This window comes from Pseudonocardia petroleophila (assembly GCF_014235185.1).
Lineage (GTDB): Bacteria > Actinomycetota > Actinomycetes > Mycobacteriales > Pseudonocardiaceae > Pseudonocardia > Pseudonocardia petroleophila.
The window spans coordinates 863,361-890,025 of record NZ_CP060131.1; the positions used below are offsets into that span (position 1 = coordinate 863,361).

Here is a 26,665-nt window from a genome sequence, read left to right on the forward strand (position 1 = left end):
GGAGCCGTGGTGCTGTTCCCGGGGTCCGGAACCGGCAGTACGGCTCCGAAGTGCGTCAGGGCGTGAGGGCCGCCGTCACCGTCCGCACCACCGCTCTCGGGTTCCGGAGCATCGGTGCCGTCACGAAGACCACGTCCCACCCCGCCGCGTGCACGCGGTTGAGCCGGTCGCGATCGCGGTTGAGCGACCAGCGGTCGCCGTCGCGCCAGTCGCCGTCGTACTCGATCGCCACCCGCTGCTCGGGGAAGGCCAGGTCGACGCGGGCCAGGCGCCCGGTCCGGTCCTCGACCCAGTGCTGGGGCACCGGTTGCAGGCCGGCCAGCACCAGCAGGACCCGCAGCCTCGACTCCGGCAACGACTCGGCCCGCGGATCGGCCAGCTCCACCGCCCGGCGGGCCCGGACGATGCCGTTGTCGGAGCGCCCCCGCACCATCGCGGCCACCGCCGCGCGGTCGACCCGGCCCGCGCGGAGCACGGCGTCGAGGTCGGCGACGGCGTCGGCGAGGGGCCGGTCGGGCACCAGCATGTCGAGCGCCGCGCGCATCGGCGAGGCGAGGAGGCCGTAGGCCCACGGCTCGGCGTCGTCCGGTCCGATCCCGCTGCGCCGGACGTCGAGCCCCGGGCGCCGGCCCAGCCGCATGTCCGGCGGCGCCAGCACCTGCACCGGGTCGTCCGGCCACGCCAGGCGGACCCCGCGCACGGTGAAGGCCGACCGCCCGGTGATCACCGCCCCGCGCGGCAGCCCGAGCGACGCCGCGCGGCACCGGACCTCGTGCGTCACGGGCACGCCCGCCCGCACGTACACGTCGCGGAGCACGCGGATGACCCGGTCGCCGCGCAGCTGTGCAGGACGGATCACGCCCGCGGCCACCGCCGCCGACCCCAGGAACACGTCATCCCGAACCGAGCCCATGCAGAAAAGCTGGCACAGGAACGCGAATGACACCGAAGCTTGTCCACACCCCCCGCACTTCGGAGCCGTAATGGGGTTCCGGGACCCCCGAGAACAGCACTACGGCTCCGAAGTGCGGTGGGGGCTGCTACAGGACGCGCATGTTCTGGTCGAGGGTGCCTTCGGCCTGCCTGCGGTTGAGGACCGCGAGGCGGGTGAAGCTCTGGTCGAACGCCTCCTGGGTCAGGCCGCGCTCGGTGTACTCCGCGGCGAGCTGGCGGGCGCCCTCCGGGATGCTCCACTTCGCCTCGAAGTCGAGCTCCTTGCGGGCGCGGGAGAAGTCGACGCGGTAGCTGCGGGGGTCGTTGCCCGCCTCGCCGGTGATGTTGAGCGTGGAGCCCGGCACGGCGTCGATGACGGCCTGCGCGATCTCGGCGACGGTGCGGTTGTTCTTCTCCGTGCCCACGTTGAACGCCCGGGCGCGGACGACGTCGGCGGGCGCGGCCAGCCCCGCGACGACGGCACCGGCGATGTCCTCGGCGTGCGCGAGCGGGCGCCACGGGGTGCCGTCGGAGAGCACCGTGACCTCGCCGGTCAGGATCGCGCGGCCGACGAGGTTGTTGAGCACGATGTCGGCGCGCAGCCGCGGCGAGAAGCCGAACGCGGTGGCGTTGCGCAGCGAGAACGGCACGAAGTCGGAGTCGGCGAGCTTCGCCAGGTCGTCCTCGACGCGCACCTTCGAGATCGCGTACGGCGTGACGGGCTTGAGCGGGGCGTCCTCGTCGACAAGGTCGTCGCCGGACTGGGCGCCGTACACCGAGCAGGTCGACGCGTACGCGAAGCGCTGCACGCCCGCCTCCTTGGCCAGCGTGGCCAGGCGCGTCGAGGCGTGGTGGTTGATGTCGTAGGTGATCTCCGGGGCCAGCGACCCGAGCGGGTCGTTCGACAGCGCCGCCATGTGCACGACCGCGTCGTAGCCCGCGAGCTCGGCGACGGTGACGTCGCGCAGGTCGGTGGAGATGCCGTCGACGTCGGGGCGGTCGAGGCCCCCGAGGATGCAGTCGGCGAACAGGCCGGAGTCCAGGCCCGTCACCTCGTGCCCGGCGGCCGCCAGGATCGGGGCCATCACGGTGCCCAGGTAGCCCTGGTGGCCGGTCAGCAGAACTCGCACGTCGGGAATCTCCTCAATCTGTCAGTCGACCGGGTCGGGACCGGTCAGCGGTGCCACTCCGAGCACCAGCTTGGACACGTGGAAGGCCTCGGCGTACCGGGCGTGGCACTGCACGCCCCGGATCCGCGCGAGGCCGGCGAACGTCTCGGGGTCGAACCAGCTGCGGTCGCGCTGGCTGCCGTAGTGCTCGTGCAGCTTCGCGACCTTCTCCCGCAGCACGGGCTCGGCCAGGGGCAGGTAGGCGGTGGGCTGCTGCAGGTCGCCGTCCCACTTGAGGATCTCGTAGCCCAGCGCCAGGTGGTCGCGGAACACGGTGGGCACCAGCTCGGCGAGCGTGCGGTGGTCCTGGTGGGCGTCGTGCGGCGACGGCGCGAAGATCAGGTCCGGCTCGCCGTGGGAGCGCAGCTCCTCCAGCCCCAGCTTGGCCCGCTCCCAGCGGGTGGGGACGCGGCCGTCGGGCAGGTCGAGCACGGCCACCTCGAGGTGCGCGCCGGGGCAGAACGCGGCCAGCGCGGCCCGCTCCTCCTCCTCGCGCAGCGATCCCCCGCCGGTGAGCACCAGTGCCGAGACCGTGATCCCGGGGTGCGACCGGCACAGCTCCAGCAGCGCCCCGCCCGCGCCGATGGCGATGTCGTCGCAGTGGGCGCCCAGGAGCAGCATCCGGTCGAGCCGCTCGGGCAACAGGCTCAGCACGCTCGACAGTGTTCCACGGACGGGGGACGGCCCGGGTCGCCGGTGGGGGCGGTCAGCGGGCGGCGAGCTTCGCCAGGCGGGTCGGGGTGGGCCAGCGGACGTCGTGCGCCCACCCGAACCGCTCGAAGATCCAGATCGTCCGGGCCGAGATGTCGATCTGTCCGGGCAGGACGCCGTGGCGCGCGCAGGTGGGGTCGGCGTGGTGCAGGTTGTGCCAGGACTCCCCCATCGACAGCACCGCGAGCGGCCAGAAGTTGCGCGACCGGTCGCGCGAGCGGAACGGCCGCTTCCCGACCATGTGGCAGATCGAGTTGATCGACCAGGTGACGTGGTTGGAGATCGCCAGGCGCACCAGCCCGCCCCAGAAGAAGCCGGTGACGGCGCCCTGCCACGACCACGTCACCAGGCCGCCGATGACGGCCGGGAGCAGCAGGCTGACCGCCACCCACAGGCCGAACGTGCGGGCGACCCGGGTGATCGCGCGGTCGGCCAGCAGGTCGGGGATGAAGCGCGCGTGGTTGGTCTCGTTGCGGTCGAAGAACCAGCCCATGTGCGCGTGCACGAAGCCCTTGGCGACGGCCGCGGGCGAGGTGCCGAACGCCCACGGCGAGTGCGGGTCGCCCTCCTTGTCGGAGAACGCGTGGTGGCGCCGGTGGTCGGCCACCCAGTTGAAGACGTTGCCCTGCACGGCGAGCGACCCGCTGATCGCGAGCGCGACCCGCAGCCACGGCCTCGCCTTGAACGCCTTGTGCGTGAAGTGCCGGTGGAAGCCGACGGTGATGCCGAGCACGGCCAGGGTGTAGAAGCCCGCGAGCAGCGCGAGGTCGTGCCAGCCGACGCCCCAGCCCCAGGCCAGCGGGACCGCGGCGACCAGCGCCAGCATCGGGCCGCCGACGAACACGTAGATCATCGCGTGCTGGAACCGGGTGCGCTGCCCCCCGAGGACGGGGTGGGGGCCCTCCCGCAGGGGATCGGGAACGGCCTCGGCAGTGGTCGACATCGGGCTCCTCGGGTGGGGGGTCTGGGGCCACGGAGGCGCCGGACGGCGACCCTGCGCACCGTCGAGGGTAGGTGGCGGGTCGGGCCGGGCGCAGCCCCTGTAACGGGAACTCCGGGCAGATCGCCCTCGACCGCAGGTCGACGCCCGTGGTGGCCCCGGCGTACGGGTGAGCCCCCGTGCCAGGATGGAGGCCTGTCCGCCGTGGTGTAAGGGCAGCACTGCTGATTTTGGTTCAGTAGGTCCAGGTTCGAATCCTGGCGGCGGAGCTCCCACCCCCGGACACGACGAAGGGCGGACGACCGTGGTCGTCCGCCCTTCCGTCGGTTCCGCCTCAGCGACCGCCCGGCCGCGGAGGCGGCGTCGGCTCCGGCCGACCGTTGCCCGTGCACCTCATGCTGCGCCCCTCATGTGTCGTACCCCTCGTGATGACCGGCCTCATTCGAGGCCGGCGTCCAGCGTGATCGTGGTGCCGGTGAGCGCCTTGCTGACCGGGCAGCCCTCCTTGGCCTTCTGCGCGGCGGCCTCGAAGCCGGCCGCGTCGAGGCCCTCGACCTCACCGCGCACGGTGAGCGCGATGGAGCTGATGGCGAAGCCGCCGTTGGCCGAGTCCGGGCCCAGCGTGACGTCGGCCGTCACGTCGAGGGACTGGGGCGTGCCGCCGGCCTCGGCGATGAACGCGGAGAGCTGCATCGCGTAGCAGGAGGAGTGCGCCGCGGCGATGAGCTCCTCCGGGCTGGTGGTGCCGCCGGCCTCGTCCGCCGCGCGCTTGGGGAAGCTGACGTCGTAGGTGCCGACCTTGCTGCTGCTGAGCTCGACCTGCCCCGATCCCTGCTCGAGGGTGCCGTTCCAGGCGGTGCGTGCGCTGCGGGTGGGCATGGGGTGGACCTCCGTTGTTCGTCGACGTCTCTGGTGGTTCCAACACCTGAGGCGTCCCGGACATTCGGTTTCTCACGCAGTGTGAGACGACCGGTCCCGGATCAACGGCGAACGGGTGAACACCGGCGGTCGCCCGCGGCCCGGTACCCCCGATCCGGTGACGGTCGTCCGGTCAGCGGTCGAGCGGCCCGCGCGGCCTCAGTGGACCTCGACCGGGTCCCCGGGCTCCAGGAACTCGAACCACGCCTCGGCGTCCTCGTAGGCCATCCGGACGCAGCCCGCCGACGGCGTGTGCAGGTTGCCCTCGTGGAAGGCGATGCCGCCGGGCGCGAAGAACACGGCGAACGGCATCGGCGCCCCGTTGAACTCGGTGCTCTTGTGGTCCTTGTTCTTCCAGTCGACGGTGAAGCTGCCGCGGGGCGTCTCGCGCCCCTCGCCGCCCGTGCTCACCGGGACCGGGCCGCGGACGATCTCGCCGTCGTCGATGAGCCAGGCCTGCTTCGACGCGATGTCGACGCAGGCCCGCGTCGTCACCGAGCACGGGGTCCCGTCGATGATCCCGTCACCCGCCGTCGCGGTCCCGACCACTCCGAACGCGGCCAGACCGGAGACGACGAGCGCCACCGCCGCCCGCGCCCGGAACGAAACGCCCTTGCTGTGCGCACCCATCCGACGTCCTCACACCCAGTAACCTCGCGGGCCGGTTCGTCGTGCCGCGCGTCCGCTCGCCCAACGAGCGACGGCGGCCGCTGGTTACTCACCGCAAGAGGTGGTTGACACGGGGTTCCGTGACCTTCCCGGGACGTCCCGGGGGCCGCGCCGGGCACGACGTAGGATCCCGGGGTACTCCGACCGGTGCCGCCCCCGCGGCCCGGCCGGATCGCCAGTCGACCAGGGAGCCGCTCCCATGCCCGACCCCCTTCCCCCGGTGACCGCCGCGTCGGCACCCCCCGCCGCGGCGATCGTCCTGGCCGCGGGACGCGGCACCCGGATGCGCTCGTCCACGACGAAGGTGCTGCACCCGATCGGCGGGCGCACCCTGCTCGGGCACGCCGTGCACGCCGTCGCCGCGCTGGACCCGGCGCACCTCGTCGTCGTCCTCGGCCACGACCGCGAGCAGGTCACCGCGGCCGTCGACGGCCTCGGTTCCGAGCTCGGCCGCACCGTGCACGTCGCCGTGCAGCACCGCCAGCTCGGCACCGGCCACGCCGTCGCCTGCGGGCTCACCGCGCTGTCCGGCGACGTCACCGGCCCGGTCGTCGTCAGCAGCGGCGACGTGCCGCTGCTCGAGACGCGCACGGTGCACGCCCTGCTCGCCGAGCACCGGCGCACCGGGGCCGCGGTCACCGTCCTCACCACCGAGCCCGAGGACCCCACCGGCTACGGCCGCGTGCTCCGCGACGCCGACGGGTCCGTGTCGGCGATCGTCGAGGACCGCGACGCCACCGCGGCGCAGCGCGCCGTCCGGGAGATCAACTCCGGGGTCTACGCGTTCGACGCGGCCTTCCTGCGCTCCGGCGTCCCGCGCCTGCAGACCACCAACAGCCAGGGCGAGCTCTACCTCACCGACCTCGTCGCGCTGGCCCGCACCGACCGGGCGCACGTCGGGGCGCTCGTGTGCACCGACCCGTGGCAGGTCGCCGGCGTCAACGACCGCGTGCAGCTCGCCGCGCTGCGCGCCGAGCTCAACCGGCGGGTGCTGGAGCACTGGATGCGCGAGGGCGTGACCGTCGTCGACCCGGCCACCACCTGGGTCGACGTCCAGGTGCAGCTCGCCCCCGACGTCGTCCTGCACCCCGGCACCCAGCTGCACGGCGTCACCTCGGTGGCGGGCGGGGCGCAGATCGGGCCCGACACCACGCTCACGGCGTGCGAGATCGGGGCGGGCGCGGTCGTGGTCCGCACGCACGGCAGCGAGTCGGTGATCGGGGCGGGTGCCTCGGTCGGGCCGTTCGCCTACCTGCGGCCCGGCGCGCGGCTCGGCGAGCGCGGCAAGATCGGCACGTTCGTCGAGGTGAAGAACTCCGACATCGGGGCGGGCACCAAGGTGCCGCACCTGACCTACGTCGGCGACGCCTCCATCGGCGAGAACAGCAACATCGGAGCCGGCTCGGTGTTCGTCAACTACGACGGCGTGCGCAAGCAGCGCACCACCGTCGGCTCGCACGTCAAGACCGGCTCGGACAACACGTTCGTCGCCCCCGTGCACGTCGGCGACGGGGCCTACACCGGAGCCGGCACCGTCGTCCGCGAGGACGTGCCGCCGGGGGCGCTGGCCGTGTCGGCCGGGTCACAGCGCACCATCGAGGGGTGGGTCGTGCGCAAGCGGCCCGACACCCCCGCCGCCCAGGCGGCCTACGACGCCCTGGAGGCTGACGCCCGGTGAGTGCCATGACCGCCACCCCGAAGAAGAACCTCATGCTCTTCTCCGGGCGCGCCCACCCGGAGCTGGCCGAGCAGGTCTCCAAGCACCTCGACGTGACGATCACGCCGCAGTCGGCCTACTCCTTCGCCAACGGCGAGATCTTCGTCCGGTTCGAGGAGTCGGTCCGCGGCTGCGACGCGTTCGTGCTGCAGAGCCACTCCGCGCCGATCAACGACCAGATCATGGAGCACCTGGTCATGGTCGACGCGCTCAAGCGCGCCTCGGCGAAGCGGATCACCGTCGTCATGCCGTTCTGGGGCTACGCGCGCCAGGACAAGAAGCACCGCGGGCGCGAGCCCATCTCCGCGCGCCTGATCGCCGACATGTTCCTCGTCGCCGGGGCCGACCGGATCATGACCGTCGACCTGCACACCGCGCAGATCCAGGGCTTCTTCGACGGCCCGGTCGACCACCTCTTCGCGCTGCCCGTGCTCGCCGAGTACATCAAGCGCACCTACGCCGACCGCGAGCTCGCCGTCGTCTCCCCCGACTCCGGCCGCGTCCGGCTGGCCGAGCGCTGGGCGGAGACCCTCGGCGGCACCCCGCTGGCGTTCATCCACAAGACGCGCGACCCGCGCAAGCCGAACGAGGCCGTCGCGAACCGGGTCGTGGGCGACATCGACGGCCGCACCTGCGTCGTCATCGACGACATGATCGACACCGGCGGCACGGTGGCCAAGGCGGTCGAGGCGCTGCTCGCCCAGGGCGCCCGCGACGTGATCGTGGCGGCCACCCACGGCGTGCTGTCCGGCCCCGCCACCGAGCGCCTGTCCACCTGCGGCGCGCGCGAGGTGGTCTTCACCGACACCCTGCCGATCCCGGACGAGAAGCGCTTCCCGGCGATGACCGTGCTGTCCATCGCGCCGCTGCTGGCCCAGGCGATCCACCAGGTGTTCGACGACGGCTCGGTCACCAGCCTGTTCGACGGCAACGCCTGACCCGCGCGCCGGCGCCGCGGCGCCCGGGCGTATCGTTGCCCGCAGTTCCGCGGCGAGGGCGGGTGCACTTCTAGCCCGCCGTGATCGACGCAGGCCCGGTCCTTCCGGTCAGCCTCGCCGCGCGTCCGCATCGTGAAACGCAGATCGAGGAGTACCACCGTGGCCGAGGCCCGTATCGACGCCGAGACCCGCACGGAGTTCGGCAAGGGCGCTGCCCGCCGCACCCGTCGCGCGGGCAAGATCCCCGCCGTGCTCTACGGGCACGGCACCGACCCGCAGCACCTCTCGCTCCCCGAGCTGGAGTTCAAGCGGATCGTCCGCGAGCAGGGACGCAACGCCGTCGTCACGATCAACGTGGGCGGCACCCCGCAGCTCGCGCTGACCAAGACGGTCGTGCAGCACCCGATCCGTCCCTACATCGAGCACGTCGACCTGCTGGTCATCCGCCGCGGCGAGAAGGTCGTCGTCGACGTCCAGGTCATCGTCACCGGCACCGCGGCCCCCGGCACCCTGGTCACCCAGGAGCTCGGCTCGCTCGAGGTCGAGGCCGACGTCTCGTCCATCCCCGAGAACGTCGAGGTCTCCGTCGACGGCCTGCCGATCGGCACGCAGATCTTGGCCGGCTCGCTGACGATGCCCGCCAACACCGACCTCCGCACCGACCCGGAGGCGCTGGTCGTGAACGTCAACGCCGCGCCGACCGAGGAGGACCTGGAGGCCGAGATCGACACCGAGGGTGCCGGGGTCGTCGAGGACGCGCCGGAGACCGAGGAGGACGAGGCCACCGACGCCGACTCCGCCGAGTCGTCGGACGAGAAGTCCGAGGGCGACTCGGACTCCGCGGAGAGCTGACCGTGGAGCGGGGCTCTGCAGCGCCGGGCCCCGCCCTGGTGGTCGGGCTCGGCAACCCCGGGCCGGACTACGCCGAGACCCGGCACAACGTCGGCTTCCGCGTCGTCGACCTCCTGGCGACGCGGGCCGGCGGGGGCCGGTTCTCCAAGCACCGCAGCAACGCCGACGTGCTGGAGGGCCGGCTCGCCGGGCGGCGGGTCGTGCTGGCCAAGCCGCGCACGTACATGAACGTGAGCGGCGGGCCGGTCGCGAACCTCGCGAAGTACTTCTCCGTGCCCGTCGCCGACATCGTCGTCGTGCACGACGAGCTCGACCTCGGCTTCGGCGTCGTCCGCCTCAAGCGCGGCGGCGGCGAGGGCGGGCACAACGGGCTGCGCTCGATCACGTCGTCGATCGGCACGCGCGACTACCTGCGCGTCCGGTTCGGGATCGGCCGCCCGCCGGGGCGCCAGGACCCGGCCGACTACGTGCTCAAGCGGTTCTCCGGGGCGGAGGCCAAGGAGCTGGGGTTCGCGGTCGACCTGGCCGCCGACGCCGCCGAGGCCCTGCTGCTCGACGGCCTGGAGCCGGCGCAGAACCGCTTCCACGCCCTCTCGGGCTAGACGCGGGCGCGGAGCAGGTCGCCGGTGGCGGCCCGGCGGAGCTTGCCGGACGGGGTCTTGGGCAGGCTGCCCGGCCCGAGCACCACGACGTCGGCCGGCCGCACCCCCACCGCGGACACGACCCGCGTGGTGACGTCCTTGCGGATCACCTTCTCCGCCTCCGGGTCGCCGGCCCGCCGCGACTCGACGGCCACCGTGAACGACTCGCGGTGCCGCCCGCCGTCGCCGCCCGCGAACATCCGGACGGCCACGACGTTGCCCGCGCGCACGTCCCCGGCCTCGGCCGCCGCCCGCTCGATGTCGGTCGGGTAGATGTTGCGGCCGCCCATGATGATCACGTCCTTGCGGCGCCCGCAGACGACGACCTGACCGTCGGCGAGGTAGCCCTCGTCGCCGGTGTCGAGCCAGCCGTCGGCGTCCTGCGTGGCGAGCGGGCCGTCGACGGTGAGGTAGCCCGGCGTCACCGACTCCCCGCGCAGGTGGATCATCCCGACCTCGCGCTCGCCGCGCACCGCGCCGTCGTCGCCGACGATCCGCACCTCGATGTCGGGCAGCGGCGGACCGAGCTTCGGGAAGCGGCGGGTCGGGCCGTAGGTCGCCGGGGCGGCCCGGCGGTGGGCCTCCAGCTGGTCGGCGTCGACGTGGTCGACCTGCAGCCCCGTGTCGATCGGGGCGAACGAGACCCCGAGCGCCGTCTCGGCCATGCCGTAGGCGGCGAGGACGGCGTCGGGCCGCAGCCCGAACCGCGCCCCGGCGGCGACGAACGCGTCGACGGCGTCCGGGTCGATCGGCTCCGCACCGTTGAGCGCGATGCGCAGCGACGACAGGTCGAGCGGGCCGTCGGCGCGGGCGAGCTGGCGGGCCAGCACGGCGTAGGCGAAGTTCGGGGCCGCGGTGACGGTGCCGCCGTACTTCGAGATCAGCTCGGCCCACAGCAGCGGGCGGGTCAGGAAGTCGACGGGCGTGACGGTGACGAGGTCCAGCCCGGTGGCCATCGGGATCGTCAGGAACCCGACCATCCCCATGTCGTGGAACAGCGGCAGCCACGACACCATGACGTCGCGCTCGACGTCGAGCGCGGACGCGGTGACCATCCCGGTGATGTTGGCGTGGAGGTTGCCGTGGGTGATGCGCACGGCCTTGGGCTCCGCGGTGGACCCGCTGGTCAGCTGCAGCAGCGCGGTGTCGGACTCCCCGGCGACCTCGGCGTCGGGGGTGAGGGGGTCGCCGTCGAGCTCGTCGATCGTGCGGAAGGCGATCCCGCGCTCGGTGAGGACGGGCGCGAGCGCGTCGAAGGGCGCGCCGAGCAGCACCAGCTCCGCGCCGATCATGCCCAGCACGGTGACGGTGTCCTCGGCCCACGCGGCCAGGTCGGTGCGGGCGGTGGGCTGGTGCAGCATCGTCACGCTGCCCCCGCACAGCCACACGGCCTGCGCCGCCGGCGCGATCGCGGCGGGCTCCCCGGCGAGCACCCCCACCGCGGTGCCGGGCGCGACGTCGGCCCGCAGCGCCCCGGCGATCCGCCGGGCCCGCTCGTGCACCTCCGGCCAGGTGCGGCGGACGGGCTCCTTCGGCTCCCCGGTGGTCATCGCACGGGAGGAGCCGACGGCGGACTCCAGCAGCATCGCCAGGAACCGGGACATACCGGGAGCCTACGTGTTCCGGGCCCGGCCGGTGATCCGTAGGACCACGGGCGGGGGGCCACTACCATCGGGGCCCGTGTCCGATGCCACGCTGCCGCCCTCCCCCGTCACCGCCGCCGTCGAGGCCGCCCTGCCCGGCGCCCGGGCCGACCTGGAGCGGCTCGTGCGCATCCCGAGCATCTGGGCCGATCCCGCCCGCGCCGACGACACCCGGCGCAGCGCCGACGCCGTCGCCGAGCTGGCGCGGGCGGCCGGGGCCGCCGACGTGTCGGTGGTCGCGGCCGAGGGCGGCGCGCCCGCCGTCCTCGCCCACTGGCCCGCCCCCGAAGGGGCGCCGACCGTCCTGCTCTACGCCCACCACGACGTCCAGCCCACCGGCGGCGACGACGAGTGGACGAGCCCGCCGTTCGAGCCGACCGAGCGGGCGGGCCGCCTCTACGGGCGCGGCGCCGCCGACGACAAGGCCGGCGTGATGACCCACCTCGCGGTCCTGCGCGCCTACGACGGGCGCCCGCCGGTCGGCGTCACGCTGTTCGTCGAGGGCGAGGAGGAGTCCGGCTCCCCGACGCTGCCCGCGCTGCTGCGCGAGCACCACGAGGCGCTGGCCTGCGACGTGATCGTCATCGCCGACGCGGGCAACCCCGCCGTCGACGTCCCGGCGCTGACGACGAGCCTGCGCGGGCTCGTCGACGTGGTCGTCGAGGTCTCGATGCTGGAGCGGCCCGTGCACTCCGGGGTCTACGGCGGCCCGGTCGGCGACGCCCTCACCGCGCTGTGCCGCACGCTCGCCAGCCTGCACGACGAGAACGGCGAGGTCGCGGTCCCCGGGCTGGTGCACGGCACGTCGCAGGCCCCGGAGTTCGACGAGGCCACGTTCCGCTCCGACGTCGGGCTGCTCGACGGCGTCGAGCTCATCGGGTGCGGCACGATCCCGGAGCGCTCGTGGAACAAGCCCGCCGCCGCGGTGCTGGGCATCGATGCGCCGGGCGTCGACGACTCGTCCAACGTCCTGCTCCCCCGCGCCCGCGCCGCGGTGAGCCTGCGCCTGGCCCCCGGCGACGACGCCACCAAGGCCCGCGACGCGCTCACCGAGCACCTGCGCGCGCACGTCCCGTGGGGCGCGCGCGTCGACATCCGCCCGCACCACGGCACCGCGGAGCCGTTCAGCATCGAGGCCACCGGCACCGCCTACGACGCCGCGCGCCGCAGCTACGCCCACGCCTTCGGCAACGCGGCCGTCGAGACCGGCATCGGCGGCTCGATCCCGTTCATCGCGGAGTTCGCGCGCACCTTCCCCGGCGCGGCGGTGCTGGTCACCGGCGTCGGCGACCCGGCCAGCCGCTGGCACGGCATCGACGAGAGCCTGGATCTGGGCATGTTCGGCCGTGGCGTCCTCGCCGAGGCGCTGCTGCTCGCCGATCTCGCCGGGATCGATCAGGGCGGGATTCAGGTCGCCGACTGACCGCAGGCGGGTCCACTCTGGTCCGGTGATCCACGCACGCGGGCTCGCCCGCACGTTCAAGACCCGGCGCGGACCGGTGGAAGCGGTGTCCGGCGTCGACATCGACGTCGAGCGCGGGGAGCTGGTCGGCTTCCTCGGCCCCAACGGCGCGGGCAAGTCCACGACGCTCCGGATGCTCACCACCCTGATCGACCCGACGGCGGGCACCGCCACCGTCGCCGGGCACGACCTGCTCACCGAGCCGGTCGAGGTCCGCCGCAGGATCGGCTACGTCGGCCAGAACGGCGGTGCGGGCCCGGACTGCCCGGTCGGCGAGGAGCTGGTCCTGCAGGGCCGCTTCTACGGCCTCACCGCGGCCGAGTCGGCGAAGCGGGCGGGCGAGCTGATCGGCGACCTCGACCTCACCGGCCTCGACGACCGGATCGTCGGCACCCTGTCCGGCGGGCAGCGCAGGCGCCTCGACATCGCGATGGGCCTCATGCACCTCCCGGCGCTGCTGTTCCTCGACGAGCCGTCCACCGGGCTCGACCCGCAGAGCCGCGCCAACCTGTGGGGCCACATCAGGGGCCTGCACGCCGAGCGCGGCACCACGCTGTTCCTCACCACGCACTACCTCGACGAGGCCGACGCCCTGTGCGACCGGATCCTCGTCATCGACCAGGGCCGGATCGTCGCCGAGGGCACCCCCGACGCGCTCAAGCGCCGCGTGTCCGGCGACCTCGTCGTCGTCGACTCCACCGACCCCGCCCGCACCGCCGACCTCGCCGGGCGGATCGGCTCGGAGGTCGCGGTCGAGGGCACGGTGGTGCGGTTCCGCGTCGAGGACGGCGCGCGCGTGCTGCCCGCCGTCCTGCGCGAGCTCGACGCGGCCGGCATCGCGATGACCGCGGTCGAGGTCCGCCGCCCCAGCCTCGACGACGTCTTCCTCACCCTCACCGGCCGCTCGCTCCGCGAGGACGCGGAGGTGCCGGCATGAGCGTCGCCACCGACACCTGGCTGATCTTCCGGCGCTCGATGAAGCAGTCGCTGCGCAACCCGTTCTGGGTCGTCATCGGGATCGTGCAGCCCTTCCTCTACCTCGCGCTGTTCGGGCCGCTGCTCATCCCGATCGTGCAGAGCACCCCCGGCTTCCCGCCCGGCGACGCCTGGCAGGTGCTCGTGCCCGCGCTGCTCATCCAGCTCGGCCTGTTCGGCGGGCTGTTCGTCGGCTTCTCGATCCTCACCGAGTTCAAGGCGGGGGTCGTCGAGCGGATGCAGGTGACGCCGGTCAGCCGCGTCGCGCTGCTGCTGGGCCGCGCGCTCAAGGAGACCGCGGTGCTCCTGACGCAGGGCGTCCTGCTGACGGTCATGGCGATCCCGTTCGGCCTGCGCGCGCCGATCGGCGGCGTGGTCGTCGGGCTGGCGCTCGTCGCGGTGCTCGGGTTCGCCGCGTCCTGCGCCTCCTACGCGCTCGCGCTGCGCGTCAAGAGCGAGGACGCGTTCGTGCCGATCGTGCAGTCGGTGTTCCTGCCGCTGCTGCTGCTCTCGGGCATCCTGCTGCCGATGACGATCGCCCCGGCGTGGCTGTTCGCGCTGTCGCGGGCCAACCCGTTCGTCTACGTCGTCGACGCCACCCGCGCGGTGTTCGTCGGCGACCTGTTCACCGCCACCGCGCTCGTCGGCATCGTCGTCGCGGTCGTGCTCGCGGCCGCCGCGCTGTTCTGGGGGGTGCGCACGTTCCAGCGGGAGAGCGCCTGATCACCGTCAGCGGGCAGACTGGACCGGTGCGGATCAGGCTGCTCGGGGCGGTGGAGGCGTGGCCGGACACGGCCGCGGCGCCGATCCCGGGACGGCGGGTCCGCGGCCTGCTCGCGCGCCTGGCCCTCGACGCCGGACGGCCCGTCGGCACGGCGGTGCTCGTCGACGACCTGTGGGGCGAGCAGGCCCCGGACGGCGTGGGCAACGCGCTGCAGGCCCTGGTCTCCCGGCTGCGACGGGCGATCGGCACCGAGCTCGTCGGCACCGGGGCGGGCGGCTACCGGCTGCGGCTCGACCCCGGCGCCGTCGACGCCCTGCGCTTCGAGGAGCTGACCGCCGCCGCCACCGCGGCGGAGGAGCGCGGGGACCCCGCGGGCGCGCACGCGCTGCTCCGCGACGCCGTCGGGCTCTGGCGCGGTCCGGCGCTCGCCGACGTCGACGGCCTCCCCTTCGCCGGCCCGGCCGCCGCCCGCCTCGACGAGCGGCGCGCGGTCGCGGTGGAGCGCGCCGCCCGGCTGGCCCTGGGCCTGGGCCTCGCCGACGGCGAGCGCGACGCGCTGGCCGCCCAGCTCGACGCGCACCCGCTGCGGGAGACGACCGCGGCGCTGCTCGCCCGCGTCCTGCACGCCGCGGGACGACAGGCCGACGCGCTCGCCGTGATCGACCGCACCGTCGCCCGCCTCGCCGACGAGCTGGGCGTCGACCCGGGCGCGGAGCTGGCGGCGGCCCGCATGGGCGTGCTCCGCGAGTCGCCGCTCCCCCGCCCCCGGATCGCGGCCCCCGTCAGCAGCTTCGTCGGCCGCGACGGCGACGTGCGCCGGGTCCGCGGGCTGCTCGGCACCCACCGCCTCGTCACGCTCACCGGGCCCGGCGGCGCGGGCAAGACCCGGCTGGCCCGCGAGGCCGTCGACGGGGAGGAGCACGTGCGGGTCGCCGAGCTGGCCGCGCTCACCGGCCCGGAGCAGCTCCCGGTCACGCTGCTCGCGGCCGTCGGGGGCCCGGAGGTCCAGCTCCGCACCTCCGACGACGCCGCCCCCGCCACCCCGGACCGGCTGGTGGCCGCGCTCGCCGGCCGCGACACCCTGCTCGTGCTGGACAACTGCGAGCACCTGGTGCACGCCGTCGCCGCGCTCGTCGACACGCTCCTGCCCCGCTGCCCCGGCCTGCGGGTGCTCGCCACCAGCCGAGAGCCGCTCGGGGTGCCGGGCGAGGTGCTGCACCCCGTCGACGCACTGGACGGGGCCGACGCCGTGCGGCTGTTCGTCGACCGGGCGGTGGCGGTCCGGCCCGGGTTCGCGCTCACCCCCGACGTCGGTCCGGTCGTCGCCGAGATCTGCCGGCGCCTCGACGGCCAGCCGCTGCCGATCGAGCTGGCCGCCGCGCGGATCCGCACGCTGAGCCCGGCCGAGATCGCCGAGCGCCTGGCCGACCGCTTCCGGCTGCTCACCACCGGCGCCCGCACCGCGCTGCCGCGGCACCAGACGCTGCGCGCGGTCGTCGACTGGAGCTGGGACCTGCTCGCCGACCCGGAGCGCGCCGTGGCCCGGCGGCTCGGCGTGTTCGCGGGCGGGGCGACCGCCGCGGCGGTGGAGCGGGTCTGCGGGGCCGACGTGTTCGACGAGCTCTCCTCCCTCGTCGACAAGTCGCTGGTCGTGGCCGTCCCGCAGGCCGGAGGGCCCACCCGCTACCGGATGCTGGAGACCATCCGCGTGTACGCGGCGCAGCGCCTCGACGAGGCCGGGGAGCGCGCCGCCGCCGAGGCCGCGCACCTCGGGTTCGTGCTCGACCTGGTCGAGGAGGCCGAGCCGCTGCTGCGCGGCCCCGAGCAGCTCGACCGGCTCGCCCGCCTGCGCGCGGAGGCCGAGGAGATCGACATCGCGCTGCGCCGCACCGTCGCGGCCGGGGACTCCGCGGCCGCGCACCGGCTGGCCGCCGCGACGGGCTGGTCGTGGATGGTCCGCGGCCTGATCGACGAGGCGCGCCGCTGGCTCGGGCTCGTGCACGCCCTCGACGGGCCGGCCCCGACCGCGGCGCGTGCGCTCGTCACCGGCTACCTCGGGATCTCGCAGGTCACCGGGCCCGGCTCCGCGCGCGGCATCGCGCTCCTCGCCGACGCGGTCGCCCTGGTCGAGACGCTGCCACCGCCCCGGCACCCGCTGCTGGAGCTGCTCGGCCCCGGCACGGCCGCCTTCTCCGGGGACGACACCGCGATCCGCGCGCTGTCGGAGGAGGCCCCCGACCCGTGGCTGCGCGCGTTCGCCCTGCAGGTGCGGGGCGTCATCGCCGAGAACGACGGCCGGATCGACGACCAGCGCCGGTTGCTCCGGGCCGCCCGCGCGCTGCACGTGCGGACCGGCGACCGGTTCGGGCTCGGCATGGCCGTGCACTCGCTCGGCGAGCTGGAGGAGCTCGCGGGCGACCCGGTGGCGGCCGCCGCGGCCTACGACGAGGCCATCGCGCTGGCCGGGGCGCTCGGCAACGACGACCGGGTGCAGTTCCTGAGCCGCCGCGCGCTGCTGCACGCGCGGCTCGGTGACCGGGCCGCGGCGTGCACCGCGCTGGACCGGGCGGCCGCCGTCGGCGACGGGTCGGCGGAGTCGCGGTGGACGATCGCGATGACCCGGGCCGGGATCGAGCGCTTCGCCGGGGAGGTCGACACGGCCCGGGCGGCGGTCGGGGTCGCCGCAGAGGGGCTGCGGGAGCTGCAGGGCGAGTTCGGCCTCGCCATCGCCCAGCGACGGGCCTGGGTCGGCGCGCTCCACGCCGAGGTCGAGCTGCGGGCCGGGGACCCGGACGCCGCGGGCGGCCCGCTCGCCGACGCCGTCGCCGCGGCGGTGGAGGCGCGCGACGGCCCGGTGAGCGGGATGGTCGCCGAGGTCGCGGCCCGGCTGCTGCTCGCCGTCGACGACGCGGAGGGCGCCGCGGTGCTGCTCGGGGTCGCGCACACCCAGCGCGGGGCGCTCGACCTGGGCCACCCCGACGTCGTCGCGGGGGTCGCGCGGGTGCGCGACGCACTCGGCCCCGCCGCCGCCGGGGAGGCGGAGCGGCGGGGCCGGGAGCTGTCCCGCGAGGGCGGGCTCGCCGAGCTGCAGCGGGCCGTCGATCAGGTGCGGCGGCGGTAGAGGACCACGGCGAGCGGTGCGAAGACCGCCACGACCATTGCGGCGGTCACCAGCGTCGCCGTCGCCGGGCCGAGCACCGGACCCCCGTTGAGCAGCCCGCGGACCGCGTCGGCCGCCTTCGACACCGGGTTGATCTCGACGAACGCCCGCAGCCAGGACGGCAGGGTGTCGGCGGGCACGAACGCGCTGGAGCCGAACGTCAGCGGCAGCATGACCATCGCGCCGAGGCCCTGCACCGAGCGCGGCTCCTTCACCACCATGGCCAGCGCGGTGAAGATCCAGCACAGGGCGAAGGCGAGCGCCATCACCAGGCCCATCGCGGCGACGAAGGCCAGCGGGCCCGCGTCCGAGCGGAACCCGAGGACCGCACCGAAGGCCAGCATGATCACGCCGGAGGTGAGGTAGCGGACGAGGTCGGCGCCGATCGCGCCGAGCAGCGGGGCCGTGCGGGAGATCGGCAGGCTGCGGAAGCGGTCGAAGATGCCGGTCTTGAGGTCGTCGGCGAGGCCGACGCCGGTGCCGGCCGAGGCGAACACGACGGTCTGCACGAGCACACCGGGGAGCGCGAACTGCAGGTAGCTGGCCGGGTCGCCGGAGATCGCGCCGCCGAAGACGTAGACGAACAGCAGCAGGAAGATCACCGGCTGCAGCGTCACGTCGAGCAGCGCCTCCGGGGAGTGGACGGTCTTGACGATGCCGCGCCAGGCCAGGGTGCCGCCGTGGCGCAGCGTCGATGCGAACGGCGTGGACGGGCCCCGGCGGGCGGGGACGGTCGAAGCGGGCCGGGCGGGGTCGAGGGTGGTGGTCATGCGGCGGCCTCCTCCGGTGCACGGCCGGTGAGGGTGAGGAACACGTCGTCCAGGCTGGGCAGGCGCAGCCCCAGCTCGGCGACGGTGACGCCGGCCCGGTCGAGGTCGGCGCCCGCGCGGTGCAGCAGGTCGGGCCGGTCGGCGGCCACGGTGATCTCGCCCGCGGCGTCGGCGGCGGGGACGTGGCCCGGCGTCAGGTCGGCGACGACGGCGAGCGCGGCGGCCAGGTCGGCGCGGTGCAGCGGGCGGACGTGCAGCCGCTGCCCGCCGACCTCGGACTTCAGCGACGCCGGCGTGCCCGCCGCGATGACCGAGCCGCGGTCGAGGACCACGAGGTCGTCGGCCAGCTGGTCGGCCTCCTCGAGGTACTGCGTGGTGAGCAGCACGGTGACGCCGTCGGCGGCGAGCGCGCGCACGGTGTCCCACACCTCGGAGCGGTGCCGCGGGTCGAGCCCGGTCGTCGGCTCGTCGAGGAACAGGACGTCGGGGCGCGCGATCAGGCTGATCGCGAGGTCGAGGCGGCGCCGCATGCCCCCGGAGTAGGTGCGGACGCGCCGGCCGCCGGCCTCGGCCAGGCCGAAGCGGTCCAGCAGCTCGGTGGCGCGGCGGCGGGCGTCGGCGCGGGGGAGGTCGAGCAGGCGAGCGACCAGCACGATGTTGTCGCGGCCGGTCAGCGCCTCGTCGACCGCGGCGTACTGGCCGGTGAGGCCGATCCGGGAGCGCACGGCGTCGGCGTCGGTGACGACGTCGTGGCCGAGCACCGAGGCCGTCCCGCCGTCGGGGCGCAGCAGGGTGGCGAGCACGCGCACGGTGGTGGTCTTGCCGGATCCGTTGGGGCCCAGCAGGCCCAGGACGAACCCGGCGCGGGCGGTGAGGTCGATGCCGGCCAGGGCGGTCGTGTCGCCGTAGCGCTTGACCAGGCCCCGGACGTCGATGACGGAGCGGGTGTCGGGGTTCATGACGACGACCCTGCGCCCGTCCGCTGACACGGCCCTGACCGCGCGCTGACACGTCCCGGTCAGCGGCGCGCGCAGGGGGTGCGCGGACCGGTCCGCCGCCGTCGAACGGCGGACCGGGCCTCGCGGTGTGCGTGCTCCCCAGCGGGGTCCCCCGACCCCATCCGCACGGGATCGACGCTAGTCCCGCCACCGGCTCCCGCGCCTCGGTCGAAAGGCCTAGGTCCGGTGGACGTCGGTCGGTCAGCCCTCCGCGAGCTCCGCCGCCTCCAGCCAGGCCAGCTCCACGGTCTCGATCTCCGCGTCGACGTCCTTGAGCTCCGCGTTGAGGGTCTGCAGCCGGCCGGGGTCGGTGGCGGCCTCGGCCAGCGCCGCGTGCAGCTTCTCCTGCTTCTGCGTCAGCGCCGTCATCCGCCGCTCGATGCGCTGCAGCTCCTTGCGGGCGGCGCGCTGGTCGGCCGCGCTCGACGCGGGCCGCGACACCGGCACACCCGACGACGCGGTCGCGGTGAGCCCGTTGCGCTGGTCGCCGTCGGCCGCGCGGCGGCGCAGGTACTCCTCGATGCCGCCGGGCAGGTGCGTGATCTTGCCGTCGCCGAACAGCGCGACGACCGTGTCGGTGGCGCGCTCCAGCAGGTAGCGGTCGTGGCTGACGACGACGAGCGTGCCCGGCCAGCCGTCGAGCAGGTCCTCCAGGCGCGCGAGGGTGTCGACGTCCAGGTCGTTCGTCGGCTCGTCGAGCAGCAGGACGTTGGGCTCGGCCATCAGCAGCCGCGTGAGCTGCAGGCGGCGGCGCTCGCCGCCGGACAGGTCGCCGACCGGCGTCCACTGCCGGGCGGCGGGGAACCCCAGCCGCTCCAGCACCGAGCTCGCCGTGAGCTCCAGCTTCCCGAGCTTCACGTACTTCGCCACCTGCTCGGTGGCCTCCAGCACGCGCATGTCCTTCGGCAGGTCCACGAGCTCCTGGCTCAGCTCCGCGAGCTGCACCGTGGTGCCCGTGATCAGCCGGCCCTTCTCCAGCGGGCGCTCGCCGGTGAGGGTCCGCAGCAGCGTGGTCTTGCCCGAGCCGTTGACGCCGACGATCCCGATGCGGTCACCCGGCCCGAGCCGCCAGGTCACGTCGTCGAGCAGGGTGCGCCCGGCGACGGTGGCGGTGGCGTCCTCCAGCTCCAGCACGGTCTTGCCGAGCCGGTTGGTGGCGAAGCCGAGCAGCTCGACGGTGTTGCGCGGCGGCGGCACGTCGGCGATCAGGGCCTCGGCGGCCTCGATCCGGTACCGCGGCTTCGACGTCCGCGCGGGCGGGCCGCGCCGCAGCCAGGCCAGCTCCTTGCGCGCCAGGTTCTGCCGCTTCGCCTCCGCGGAGTCGGACTGCCGGGTGCGCTCGGCGCGGGCGTAGATCCAGTCGGCGTAGCCGCCGAGGTAGCTCTCGACCCGGCCGCCCGCCACCTCCCAGGTGCGCGTGCACACCGCGTCGAGGAACCACCGGTCGTGCGTGACGACCAGCACCCCGCAGCGCCGCGAGATGAGGTGCCCGGCGAGCCAGGTGATGCCCTCGACGTCGAGGTGGTTGGTGGGCTCGTCGAGGACGACCAGGTCGGGGTCGCCGACGAGCGCGGCGGCCAGCGCGACGCGGCGCTTCTCCCCGCCGGACAGGCCGTCGGTGGTGCGGTCGAGGTCGCCGATGCCGAGCCCGTCGAGGACGTCGCGCACCTTCGCGTCGGCGGCCCACTCGTGGTCGGCCGCCCCCTCCCAGTGCGCGAGCACGACGTCGCGGACGCGCGCGCCCTTCGCGAGCTTGTCGCCCTGCGCGAGGTGGGCCAGGTTGAGCCCGCCCACCCGGCTGACGCGGCCGCCGTCGGGGGCGCGCTCGCCGGTGATGATGTCGAGCAGCGTGGTCTTGCCCCCGCCGTTGAGCCCGACGACGCCGACCCGCTCGCCGCGCTCCACGCCGAGCGACACGGCGTCGAGCAGGACGCGCGAGGCGTCGCCCGGGACGTGCGCGGTGACGGCCTCGAGGTTGACGAGGTTCTGGACCTTCGGTGGCATCAGCCGCGTCCTGCCGCTTCCTGGTTGTCGATGATGCGGGCCCCCGGCACCGGCCCGTGCGCGACGCGCACGGTGCGGCACACGCCGAGCCCGGCGAGTTCGGTGGCCACGTCCATGGCCGCGTCGGCCCCGCTGCACAGGAACGCGCAGGTGGGGCCGGATCCGGAGACGAGCCCGGCGAGCGCCCCCGCGTCGACGCCCGCGCGCAGCGTGCGCCGCAGCTCGGGGGCCATGCTGACCGCCGCCGCCTGCAGGTCGTTGCCCAGCGACAGCGCGAGCTGCCGCGGGTCGCCACCCGCGATGGCCTCCAGCACGGGCTCCACCGGCCGCTCGACGGGCTCGCTCCCCGCCCGCAGCCGGTCCAGCTCGGCGAACACCTTCGGCGTCGACAGCCCGCCCCGGTGCAGGGCGATCACCCAGTGCTGCGGGTGCCGCGAGAGCACCGGCACGATCCGCTCGCCGCGGCCGGTGCCCAGCGCGGTGCCGCCGTAGAGCGCGAAGGTGACGTCGCTGCCCAGCTCGGCGGCCATCGGGGACAGCTCGTCGCGGGTGAGGTCGAGCTTCCACAGCGCCGACAGCCCGACCAGCGTCGCGGCGGCGTCGGCGCTGCCCCCGGCCATGCCGCCGGCGACCGGGATCCCCTTGCGCAGCACCAGCCGCACGTCCGGGTCGCGCCCGGCCCGGTCGGCGAGGAGCTGCACCGCCCGCCACGCCAGGTTGGTCTCGTCGACCGGCACCTCGGTCACGCCCTCGCCGAAGACCTCGATGCCCGGCTCGTCACCGTGGGCGACCGACACCTCGTCGAACAGGCTCACCGCGTGGAAGAGCGTGACCAGGTCGTGGAAGCCGTCGTCGCGCAGAGGTCCCACGGCCAGATGCAGGTTGATCTTGGCAGGGACCCGCACGGTGACCGGGGGCGGGACGGCGGACAGCACCCGTCAACACTACGGGCAGCGACCCGCGCGGGTGGCGCCGCAGCTATCCGACCGGGGTGACGGTGGTCGCCCCCGCCGGCCGCAGGCGGGCCAGGTGCCGGGGCAGCGCGAACCCCAGCGCCGCCACCAGCCCGATCAGCACCACGCCCGCGGGCAGCAGCAGCGCCTGCGCCATCGCCGTCGCGAACCCGGCGTGCAGGGCCTCGGGGAGCCGGGCGATCGTCTCCGTCGACCCGCCACCGGGTGCCGCCGGCAGGTTCGCCGCGAGCCGCGACGCGATGAGCACCGCGATCGCCGCGCTGCCCAGCACGGCGCCGACCTGGCGGGTGGTGTTGTAGACGCCCGACCCGGCCCCCGCGTCGGCGGGCGGGAGGTTGCGGGTGGCCGTGGTGGACACCGGGGCCCAGACGAACCCGTTGGCCACGCCCAGCAGCGCGATCGGCAGCAGCAGCTGCCAGATCGGGGTCTGCGGACCCATGACGGCGGCGAGCCACACCAGCGACACCGACCACGACGCCAGCCCGACCCCGGCCAGCACCCGCGGGTGCACGCGGTCGCTCAGGCGCCCGACGACCGGGGCCAGCCCGCCGGAGACGACGGCCATCGGCACGAGCAGCAGCGCCGAGCCGGTGGGGCTCAGGCCGAGCACGGCCTGCGCGTAGAACAGGATCGGGAAGACCATCGCGGTGACGGTGAAGCCGACCGTGGTGATCACGACGTTGGCCAGGCTGAAGTTCCGGTCGCGGAACAGCGCCAGCCGCACCAGCGGCTCGGCCGCACGCCCCTGCCACGCCACGAACGCCACCAGCACCACGACGCCCGCGACGATCAGCGACCACACCGACACCGGACCGGCGATCGTGCCCCAGGCGTAGGCCTGGCCCTCCTGGATGCCGAACACCAGCAGGAACATGCCGACGGCGCTGAGCCCGACACCGACGAGGTCGAACCGGCGCACGTGCGTCGGGAGCTCGGGGACGAGCCGCAGGGCCAGCACGAAGCCGACGACCCCCACGGGCACGTTGATGAAGAAGATCCACTCCCAGCCGAGGCCGTCGACCAGCACCCCGCCCAGGATCGGCCCGACGAGCGTGGCGATGCCCGCGACGGCGCCCCACAGGCTCATCGCACGGCCGCGGTTCTCCGCGGGGAAGGTCCGGGTGATCACGGCCATCGTCTGCGGCGTCATCAGCGCCGCGCCCAGGCCCTGCACGACCCGGGCGGCGATCAGCCCGCCGAGCGTGCCGGTGAGCCCGCACCACAGCGAGGCGACGGTGAAGACCACGAGGCCGACCAGGTAGACCCGGCGCGGGCCGAAGCGGTCGCCGAGCCGGCCGGTGACCAGCAGCGGCACGGCGTAGGCCAGCAGGTAGGCGCTGGTCACCCAGACGACCGCGTCCACGCCGACGCCGAGGTCGGCCATGATCGCCGGTGTCGCGACGGAGACGATGGTGGAGTCCACCAGGATCATGAAGAAGCCGAGCACGAGGGCCCAGAGGGCGGGCCACGGGTTCTCGGGGGTCCCTTCCGCTCCCCTCACCGGCTGCTGGGTGGTCATGTCCGGAGTATCGGCCGGAGCAGGTGGGCCGACAACTCGACCCCGCACGGCGGCCGGGGCGAACCGGTCAGACGGTGGCGAGCCGGGCGAAATCGTCGATGCCGAGCCGCTCGGCGCGGGTCATCGGGTCGATCCCGGCCGCGCGCAGGGCGTCCTCCGCGGCGGCCGGTGACCCCGCCCAGCCGGACAGGCCGCTGCGCAGCGCCTTGCGCCGCTGGGCGAACGCGGCGTCGATCAGCGCGAACACGGTCTCGCGGTCACCGGGCGGGGGGTCGCGCCGGTCGAAGGCCAGCAGCCCGGAGTCGACGCCCGGCACCGGCCAGAACACCGCCCGGGGCACCGGCCCCGCGCGGCGCGCGGCGGCGTACCACGCCAGCTTCGCGCTCGGCACCCCGTAGGCCTTGCTGCCGGGGGTCGCGGCCAGGCGCTCGGCCACCTCGGCCTGCACCATCACCAGGCCCCGGCGCAGCGCGGGCAGCTCCGCGAGCAGGTGCAGCACGACCGGCACGCCGACGTTGTAGGGCAGGTTCGCGACGAGGGCGGTGGCCCCGGGCAGCTGCGCGGCGGTGACCCGCAGGGCGTCGGCCCCGACGACGGTGAGCCGGTCGGCCAGCGTCGGCGCCCGGTCCGCGACGGTGGCCGGCAGCCGGGCCGCGAGGACCGGGTCGATCTCGACGGCGTGCACCCCGGCCACCTCGGGCAGCAGCGCGAGCGTCAGCGACCCGAGGCCCGGGCCGACCTCGACCACGACGTCGTCCGGCGAGAGCTGCGCGGCCCTCACGATGCGGCGGACCGTGTTCGGGTCGTGCACGAAGTTCTGGCCGAGCTTCTTCGTCGGCCGCAGGCCCAGCTCGTCGGCGAGGGCCCGCACCTCCGCGGGGCCGAGCAGTCGGGAGGGTCCGGTCACGCCCGCATCATCGCGGGAGGCCCAGCTTGCGCGCGCAGGCGGGCCAGGCCCCGTAGCCGCCGCGGTCGTCGCGGACCTTCGTGGCGATGGCGATCTGCTCCTCGCGGCTGGCCTGGTGCGGCAGCTCGGCGTACTCGTCGCCGCCGTAGGCGTTCCAGGTCTGGCGGTCGAACTGCAGGCCGCCGTAGTAGCCGTTGCCGGTGTTGATCGCCCAGTTGCCGGTGGCCTCGCACTGCACCAGCCGGTCCCACACGCCGCCGTCGGAGACCGCGGGGGCCTGCGGGACGTCGTCGTTGGTGCCGACCTTCACGATCCGCGGCGACGGCGGCGTCGTCGACCCGGCGCGCACCTGCACGCGGCGCACCTCCTGGCCGTTCTGGACGAAGACCCGCACGACCGCGGTCTGCTCGCCGGGGCGGCCCGGGTCGACGACCTCGCGCTCACCGCGCGGCATCTCCGGGTCCTCGACGATCTGCTCGGGCGGCTCGATGGTGCGGGTCTCGATGACCTCGCCCTCGCCGTTGCGGACGATCTGCACCGCGGTGCCCTCGGCGAGGACGGTGTCGGGGCTGGGGACCGCGACGTCGTCGGGGCCGAGGGTGACGCCCTGCTCGGCGAGCAGCCCGGCGACCGTGCCGGCCGTCGTCGTGACGGGCACCTGCGCGGCGGGGCCGTCGGCCAGGCTGACCGTGCGGGGGATGTTCAGCTCCAGCGCGAGCCCGGACAGCGGGATCGAGGCGTCGGGCGCTGCGGACATCTGGATCGGCGCGGCCCGCAGCCCGAGACCGGCCAGCGCGTCCTGGACCGACGCGGCGGTCGTCCAGATCTGCCGCTCGTGCCCGCCCTCGACGAGCGTGAGCGGCCGGGCGCGGTTGACGATGATGTAGTCGCCGTCGGCGACGTCGGTGGGCAGCGCGGGCTGCACGCGGTCCTGCGGCGTCGGGGCCAGGCCCGCCGCGGCCAGTGCACCGGCGACGTCCCCGGCGAACGTGTGCAGCGTGCGCTCCTGGCCGTCGACGGAGAGCACGACCGTCTTGTCCATCGCCAGCGCGCTCGCCCCGCCGCCGACGAGGGCGAGCAGGACGGCCAGCACCGTGGCGCGGACGCCGACGCGGGTGGTGGAGCGCGCACGCCGGGGGGCGGGGACCGCCTCGGCCCGCACCTGCGCGTCGGGGTCCTGCGCGTCGGGGTCCTGCGCGTCGGGGTCCTGCGCGTCCGGGACCTGCGCGTCCGGGTCCTCGAGGGCGGGGCTCTCGAGGGCGGGGGCGTCGACGGCGGGGGCCTCGGGCGCGATCGCCGCGAACTGCTCGGTGTGCGGCTCGTCGTCGGCCGCGGGGAGGGCGGCCGGGGCGAAGGCGGGGACGGTCCCGGACTCGGGGGCGACCGTCGGGAGCGGGCCGGTGAGGTCGTCGACGAACGGGTCCAGCTCGCCGGTGAGCTCCTCGGGGCGCTGGTCGCCGCGCACCAGGGCGATCGGGCCGGTCGGGGGGAGGCTCTCGATCTCGGGGATCCCGAGGCGGCGCATGCGGTCCGGGCGGCCGAAGCCGGTCTCGGCGGGCCACATCTCGGTGGCGGGGGCGGCCGAGGGGGCCGGGAACGCGTCGGCCGTGCCGAACCAGTGGTCGTCGTCGAGGGCGAGGGACGCCGCGTCGCCGCTGCGCTGCGACTCGGAGGACAGGGCCTCGGAGGGCACGAACTCGCCCACCCGGGCGAGAGCGGCACGGCGTCGCGCGCGCGCGGAAACGTCGACCACAGCGATCCTGACCTCGACGGACCCGGGCAGGGGAGGAATCACCGGCCGCGGTGGTCCGAGGGCGTGGTGCTGGGGGAGCGCCTCGAACCACCGCGGCCGCTGTGCTGGGGAGCGTTCCCCACCCCGGCTTGAGCGATCACGGAACCGTAACGGGCGGTGACCGGATGCGTTGGGTTGCGACACACCGTGAGCGCCGAGCGGCACGTCCGCTACGCCGAACGTGCATTTCCTACGCCGAGCGTGCCGACCGGCGCGACGGGTGACAGCTCAGCGGCTCCGGATCACCGC

General features: G+C 75.0%; 22 protein-coding genes and 1 tRNA gene. 9 read left to right on the forward strand and 14 right to left on the reverse strand.

What is annotated here, in order from left to right; genetic code table 11:
• Nucleotides 1-55: 55 nt before the first annotated feature.
• From H6H00_RS04260 to H6H00_RS04275, 4 genes are all read right to left on the reverse strand, one after another.
• A complete protein-coding gene (locus tag H6H00_RS04260; RefSeq protein ID WP_185720052.1) occupies nt 56-913 on the reverse strand; it encodes an endonuclease domain-containing protein in 858 nt (285 codons plus the stop codon).
• 127 nt (nt 914-1,040) lie between these two features.
• Nucleotides 1,041-2,063, reverse strand: a complete 1,023-nt coding sequence (locus tag H6H00_RS04265) for an NAD-dependent epimerase/dehydratase family protein (protein ID WP_185720053.1) — start codon at nt 2,061-2,063, stop codon at nt 1,041-1,043.
• A gap of 21 nt (nt 2,064-2,084) precedes the next feature.
• Nucleotides 2,085-2,756 (reverse strand): PIG-L deacetylase family protein, encoded by a 672-nt coding sequence (locus H6H00_RS04270; protein WP_221775787.1) that lies wholly within the window; start codon nt 2,754-2,756, stop codon nt 2,085-2,087.
• Nucleotides 2,757-2,808: 52 nt separating this feature from the next.
• On the reverse strand, nt 2,809-3,756 hold the full coding sequence (locus H6H00_RS04275) for an acyl-CoA desaturase (RefSeq protein ID WP_185720054.1): 948 nt from the start codon (nt 3,754-3,756) through the stop codon (nt 2,809-2,811).
• A gap of 195 nt (nt 3,757-3,951) precedes the next feature.
• Here H6H00_RS04275 and H6H00_RS04280 point away from each other — a divergent pair.
• Nucleotides 3,952-4,022: transfer RNA gene (locus tag H6H00_RS04280), tRNA-Gln, on the forward strand.
• Nucleotides 4,023-4,191: 169 nt separating this feature from the next.
• Here H6H00_RS04280 and H6H00_RS04285 read toward each other — a convergent pair.
• Both H6H00_RS04285 and H6H00_RS04290 read right to left on the reverse strand, forming a co-directional pair.
• On the reverse strand, nt 4,192-4,632 hold the full coding sequence (locus H6H00_RS04285; RefSeq protein ID WP_185720055.1) for an OsmC family protein: 441 nt from the start codon (nt 4,630-4,632) through the stop codon (nt 4,192-4,194).
• Between the two features lie 198 nt (nt 4,633-4,830).
• Nucleotides 4,831-5,301 carry a L,D-transpeptidase gene (locus H6H00_RS04290; RefSeq protein WP_185720056.1) on the reverse strand — a complete coding sequence of 157 codons (471 nt, stop codon included), beginning with the start codon at nt 5,299-5,301 and terminating at the stop codon, nt 4,831-4,833.
• Nucleotides 5,302-5,539: 238 nt separating this feature from the next.
• Here H6H00_RS04290 and glmU point away from each other — a divergent pair, with 238 nt between their 5' ends.
• From glmU to pth, 4 genes are all read left to right on the forward strand, one after another.
• Entirely contained in the window at nt 5,540-7,018 is a 1,479-nt protein-coding gene (glmU, locus tag H6H00_RS04295; RefSeq protein WP_185720057.1) for a bifunctional UDP-N-acetylglucosamine diphosphorylase/glucosamine-1-phosphate N-acetyltransferase GlmU, read from the forward strand.
• Nucleotides 7,019-7,023: 5 nt separating this feature from the next.
• Nucleotides 7,024-7,995 carry a ribose-phosphate diphosphokinase gene (locus H6H00_RS04300; protein WP_185720058.1) on the forward strand — a complete coding sequence of 324 codons (972 nt, stop codon included), beginning with the start codon at nt 7,024-7,026 and terminating at the stop codon, nt 7,993-7,995.
• Between the two features lie 159 nt (nt 7,996-8,154).
• Nucleotides 8,155-8,847: a 50S ribosomal protein L25/general stress protein Ctc gene (locus H6H00_RS04305; protein ID WP_185720059.1), complete on the forward strand. Its 693-nt coding sequence runs from the start codon at nt 8,155-8,157 to the stop codon at nt 8,845-8,847.
• 2 nt (nt 8,848-8,849) lie between these two features.
• Nucleotides 8,850-9,449 carry an aminoacyl-tRNA hydrolase gene (gene pth / locus H6H00_RS04310; protein ID WP_185720060.1) on the forward strand — a complete coding sequence of 200 codons (600 nt, stop codon included), beginning with the start codon at nt 8,850-8,852 and terminating at the stop codon, nt 9,447-9,449.
• Here the strand turns inward: pth and H6H00_RS04315 are convergent.
• Nucleotides 9,446-11,092, reverse strand: coding sequence for a fatty acyl-AMP ligase (locus H6H00_RS04315; RefSeq protein ID WP_185720061.1), 1,647 nt, complete (start codon nt 11,090-11,092; stop codon nt 9,446-9,448). The genes pth and H6H00_RS04315 overlap by 4 nt on opposite strands.
• A 76-nt stretch (nt 11,093-11,168) precedes the next feature.
• On the opposite strand from H6H00_RS04315, the gene H6H00_RS04320 reads away from it, so the two are divergent.
• The 4 genes from H6H00_RS04320 to H6H00_RS04335 are packed head-to-tail and all read left to right on the forward strand — an operon-like array spanning nt 11,169 to nt 17,413.
• Nucleotides 11,169-12,554, forward strand: a complete 1,386-nt coding sequence (locus H6H00_RS04320) for a dipeptidase (protein WP_221775788.1) — start codon at nt 11,169-11,171, stop codon at nt 12,552-12,554.
• 25 nt (nt 12,555-12,579) lie between these two features.
• Nucleotides 12,580-13,530 carry an ATP-binding cassette domain-containing protein gene (locus tag H6H00_RS04325; protein WP_185720062.1) on the forward strand — a complete coding sequence of 317 codons (951 nt, stop codon included), beginning with the start codon at nt 12,580-12,582 and terminating at the stop codon, nt 13,528-13,530.
• Entirely contained in the window at nt 13,527-14,291 is a 765-nt protein-coding gene (locus H6H00_RS04330; RefSeq protein ID WP_185720063.1) for an ABC transporter permease, read from the forward strand. The genes H6H00_RS04325 and H6H00_RS04330 overlap by 4 nt, the downstream gene beginning before the upstream one ends.
• 26 nt (nt 14,292-14,317) lie before the next feature.
• Nucleotides 14,318-17,413 (forward strand): AfsR/SARP family transcriptional regulator, encoded by a 3,096-nt coding sequence (locus H6H00_RS04335; protein ID WP_185720064.1) that lies wholly within the window; start codon nt 14,318-14,320, stop codon nt 17,411-17,413.
• Here H6H00_RS04335 and H6H00_RS04340 read toward each other — a convergent pair.
• The 7 genes from H6H00_RS04340 to H6H00_RS32665 form a co-directional block, all read right to left on the reverse strand.
• The gene (locus tag H6H00_RS04340) at nt 17,395-18,222 is read right to left on the reverse strand and encodes an ABC transporter permease (RefSeq protein WP_185720065.1); all 828 of its coding nucleotides are present in this window, start codon (nt 18,220-18,222) and stop codon (nt 17,395-17,397) included. The genes H6H00_RS04335 and H6H00_RS04340 overlap by 19 nt on opposite strands.
• Nucleotides 18,219-19,181 (reverse strand): ATP-binding cassette domain-containing protein, encoded by a 963-nt coding sequence (locus H6H00_RS04345; protein ID WP_185720066.1) that lies wholly within the window; start codon nt 19,179-19,181, stop codon nt 18,219-18,221. The genes H6H00_RS04340 and H6H00_RS04345 overlap by 4 nt, the downstream gene beginning before the upstream one ends.
• Nucleotides 19,182-19,421: 240 nt before the next feature.
• Nucleotides 19,422-21,224, reverse strand: coding sequence for an ABC-F family ATP-binding cassette domain-containing protein (locus tag H6H00_RS04350; RefSeq protein ID WP_185720067.1), 1,803 nt, complete (start codon nt 21,222-21,224; stop codon nt 19,422-19,424).
• Nucleotides 21,224-22,159 (reverse strand): 4-(cytidine 5'-diphospho)-2-C-methyl-D-erythritol kinase, encoded by a 936-nt coding sequence (locus H6H00_RS04355; RefSeq protein WP_185720068.1) that lies wholly within the window; start codon nt 22,157-22,159, stop codon nt 21,224-21,226. Before H6H00_RS04355 ends, H6H00_RS04350 begins: the two co-directional genes overlap by 1 nt.
• Nucleotides 22,160-22,202: 43 nt before the next feature.
• Nucleotides 22,203-23,717, reverse strand: coding sequence for a DHA2 family efflux MFS transporter permease subunit (locus H6H00_RS04360; RefSeq protein ID WP_185720069.1), 1,515 nt, complete (start codon nt 23,715-23,717; stop codon nt 22,203-22,205).
• Nucleotides 23,718-23,784: 67 nt separating this feature from the next.
• The gene (rsmA, locus tag H6H00_RS04365; protein WP_185720070.1) at nt 23,785-24,624 is read right to left on the reverse strand and encodes a 16S rRNA (adenine(1518)-N(6)/adenine(1519)-N(6))-dimethyltransferase RsmA; all 840 of its coding nucleotides are present in this window, start codon (nt 24,622-24,624) and stop codon (nt 23,785-23,787) included.
• Between the two features lie 7 nt (nt 24,625-24,631).
• On the reverse strand, nt 24,632-26,329 hold the full coding sequence (locus H6H00_RS32665; protein ID WP_185720071.1) for a resuscitation-promoting factor: 1,698 nt from the start codon (nt 26,327-26,329) through the stop codon (nt 24,632-24,634).
• Between the last annotated feature and the right edge of the window lie 336 nt (nt 26,330-26,665).

Coding starts and splice junctions, on each gene's coding strand:
- H6H00_RS04260 (WP_185720052.1), bottom strand. CDS start 913: ATGGGCTCGGTTCGGGATGACGTGTTCCTGGGGTCGGCGGCGGTGGCC.
- H6H00_RS04275 (WP_185720054.1), bottom strand. CDS start 3,756: ATGTCGACCACTGCCGAGGCCGTTCCCGATCCCCTGCGGGAGGGCCCC.
- H6H00_RS04285 (WP_185720055.1), bottom strand. CDS start 4,632: ATGCCCACCCGCAGCGCACGCACCGCCTGGAACGGCACCCTCGAGCAG.
- H6H00_RS04290 (WP_185720056.1), bottom strand. CDS start 5,301: ATGGGTGCGCACAGCAAGGGCGTTTCGTTCCGGGCGCGGGCGGCGGTG.
- glmU (WP_185720057.1), top strand. CDS start 5,540: ATGCCCGACCCCCTTCCCCCGGTGACCGCCGCGTCGGCACCCCCCGCC.
- H6H00_RS04300 (WP_185720058.1), top strand. CDS start 7,024: ATGACCGCCACCCCGAAGAAGAACCTCATGCTCTTCTCCGGGCGCGCC.
- H6H00_RS04315 (WP_185720061.1), bottom strand. CDS start 11,092: ATGTCCCGGTTCCTGGCGATGCTGCTGGAGTCCGCCGTCGGCTCCTCC.
- H6H00_RS04330 (WP_185720063.1), top strand. CDS start 13,527: ATGAGCGTCGCCACCGACACCTGGCTGATCTTCCGGCGCTCGATGAAG.
- H6H00_RS04340 (WP_185720065.1), bottom strand. CDS start 18,222: ATGACCACCACCCTCGACCCCGCCCGGCCCGCTTCGACCGTCCCCGCC.
- H6H00_RS04345 (WP_185720066.1), bottom strand. CDS start 19,181: ATGAACCCCGACACCCGCTCCGTCATCGACGTCCGGGGCCTGGTCAAG.
- H6H00_RS04350 (WP_185720067.1), bottom strand. CDS start 21,224: ATGCCACCGAAGGTCCAGAACCTCGTCAACCTCGAGGCCGTCACCGCG.
- H6H00_RS04360 (WP_185720069.1), bottom strand. CDS start 23,717: ATGACCACCCAGCAGCCGGTGAGGGGAGCGGAAGGGACCCCCGAGAAC.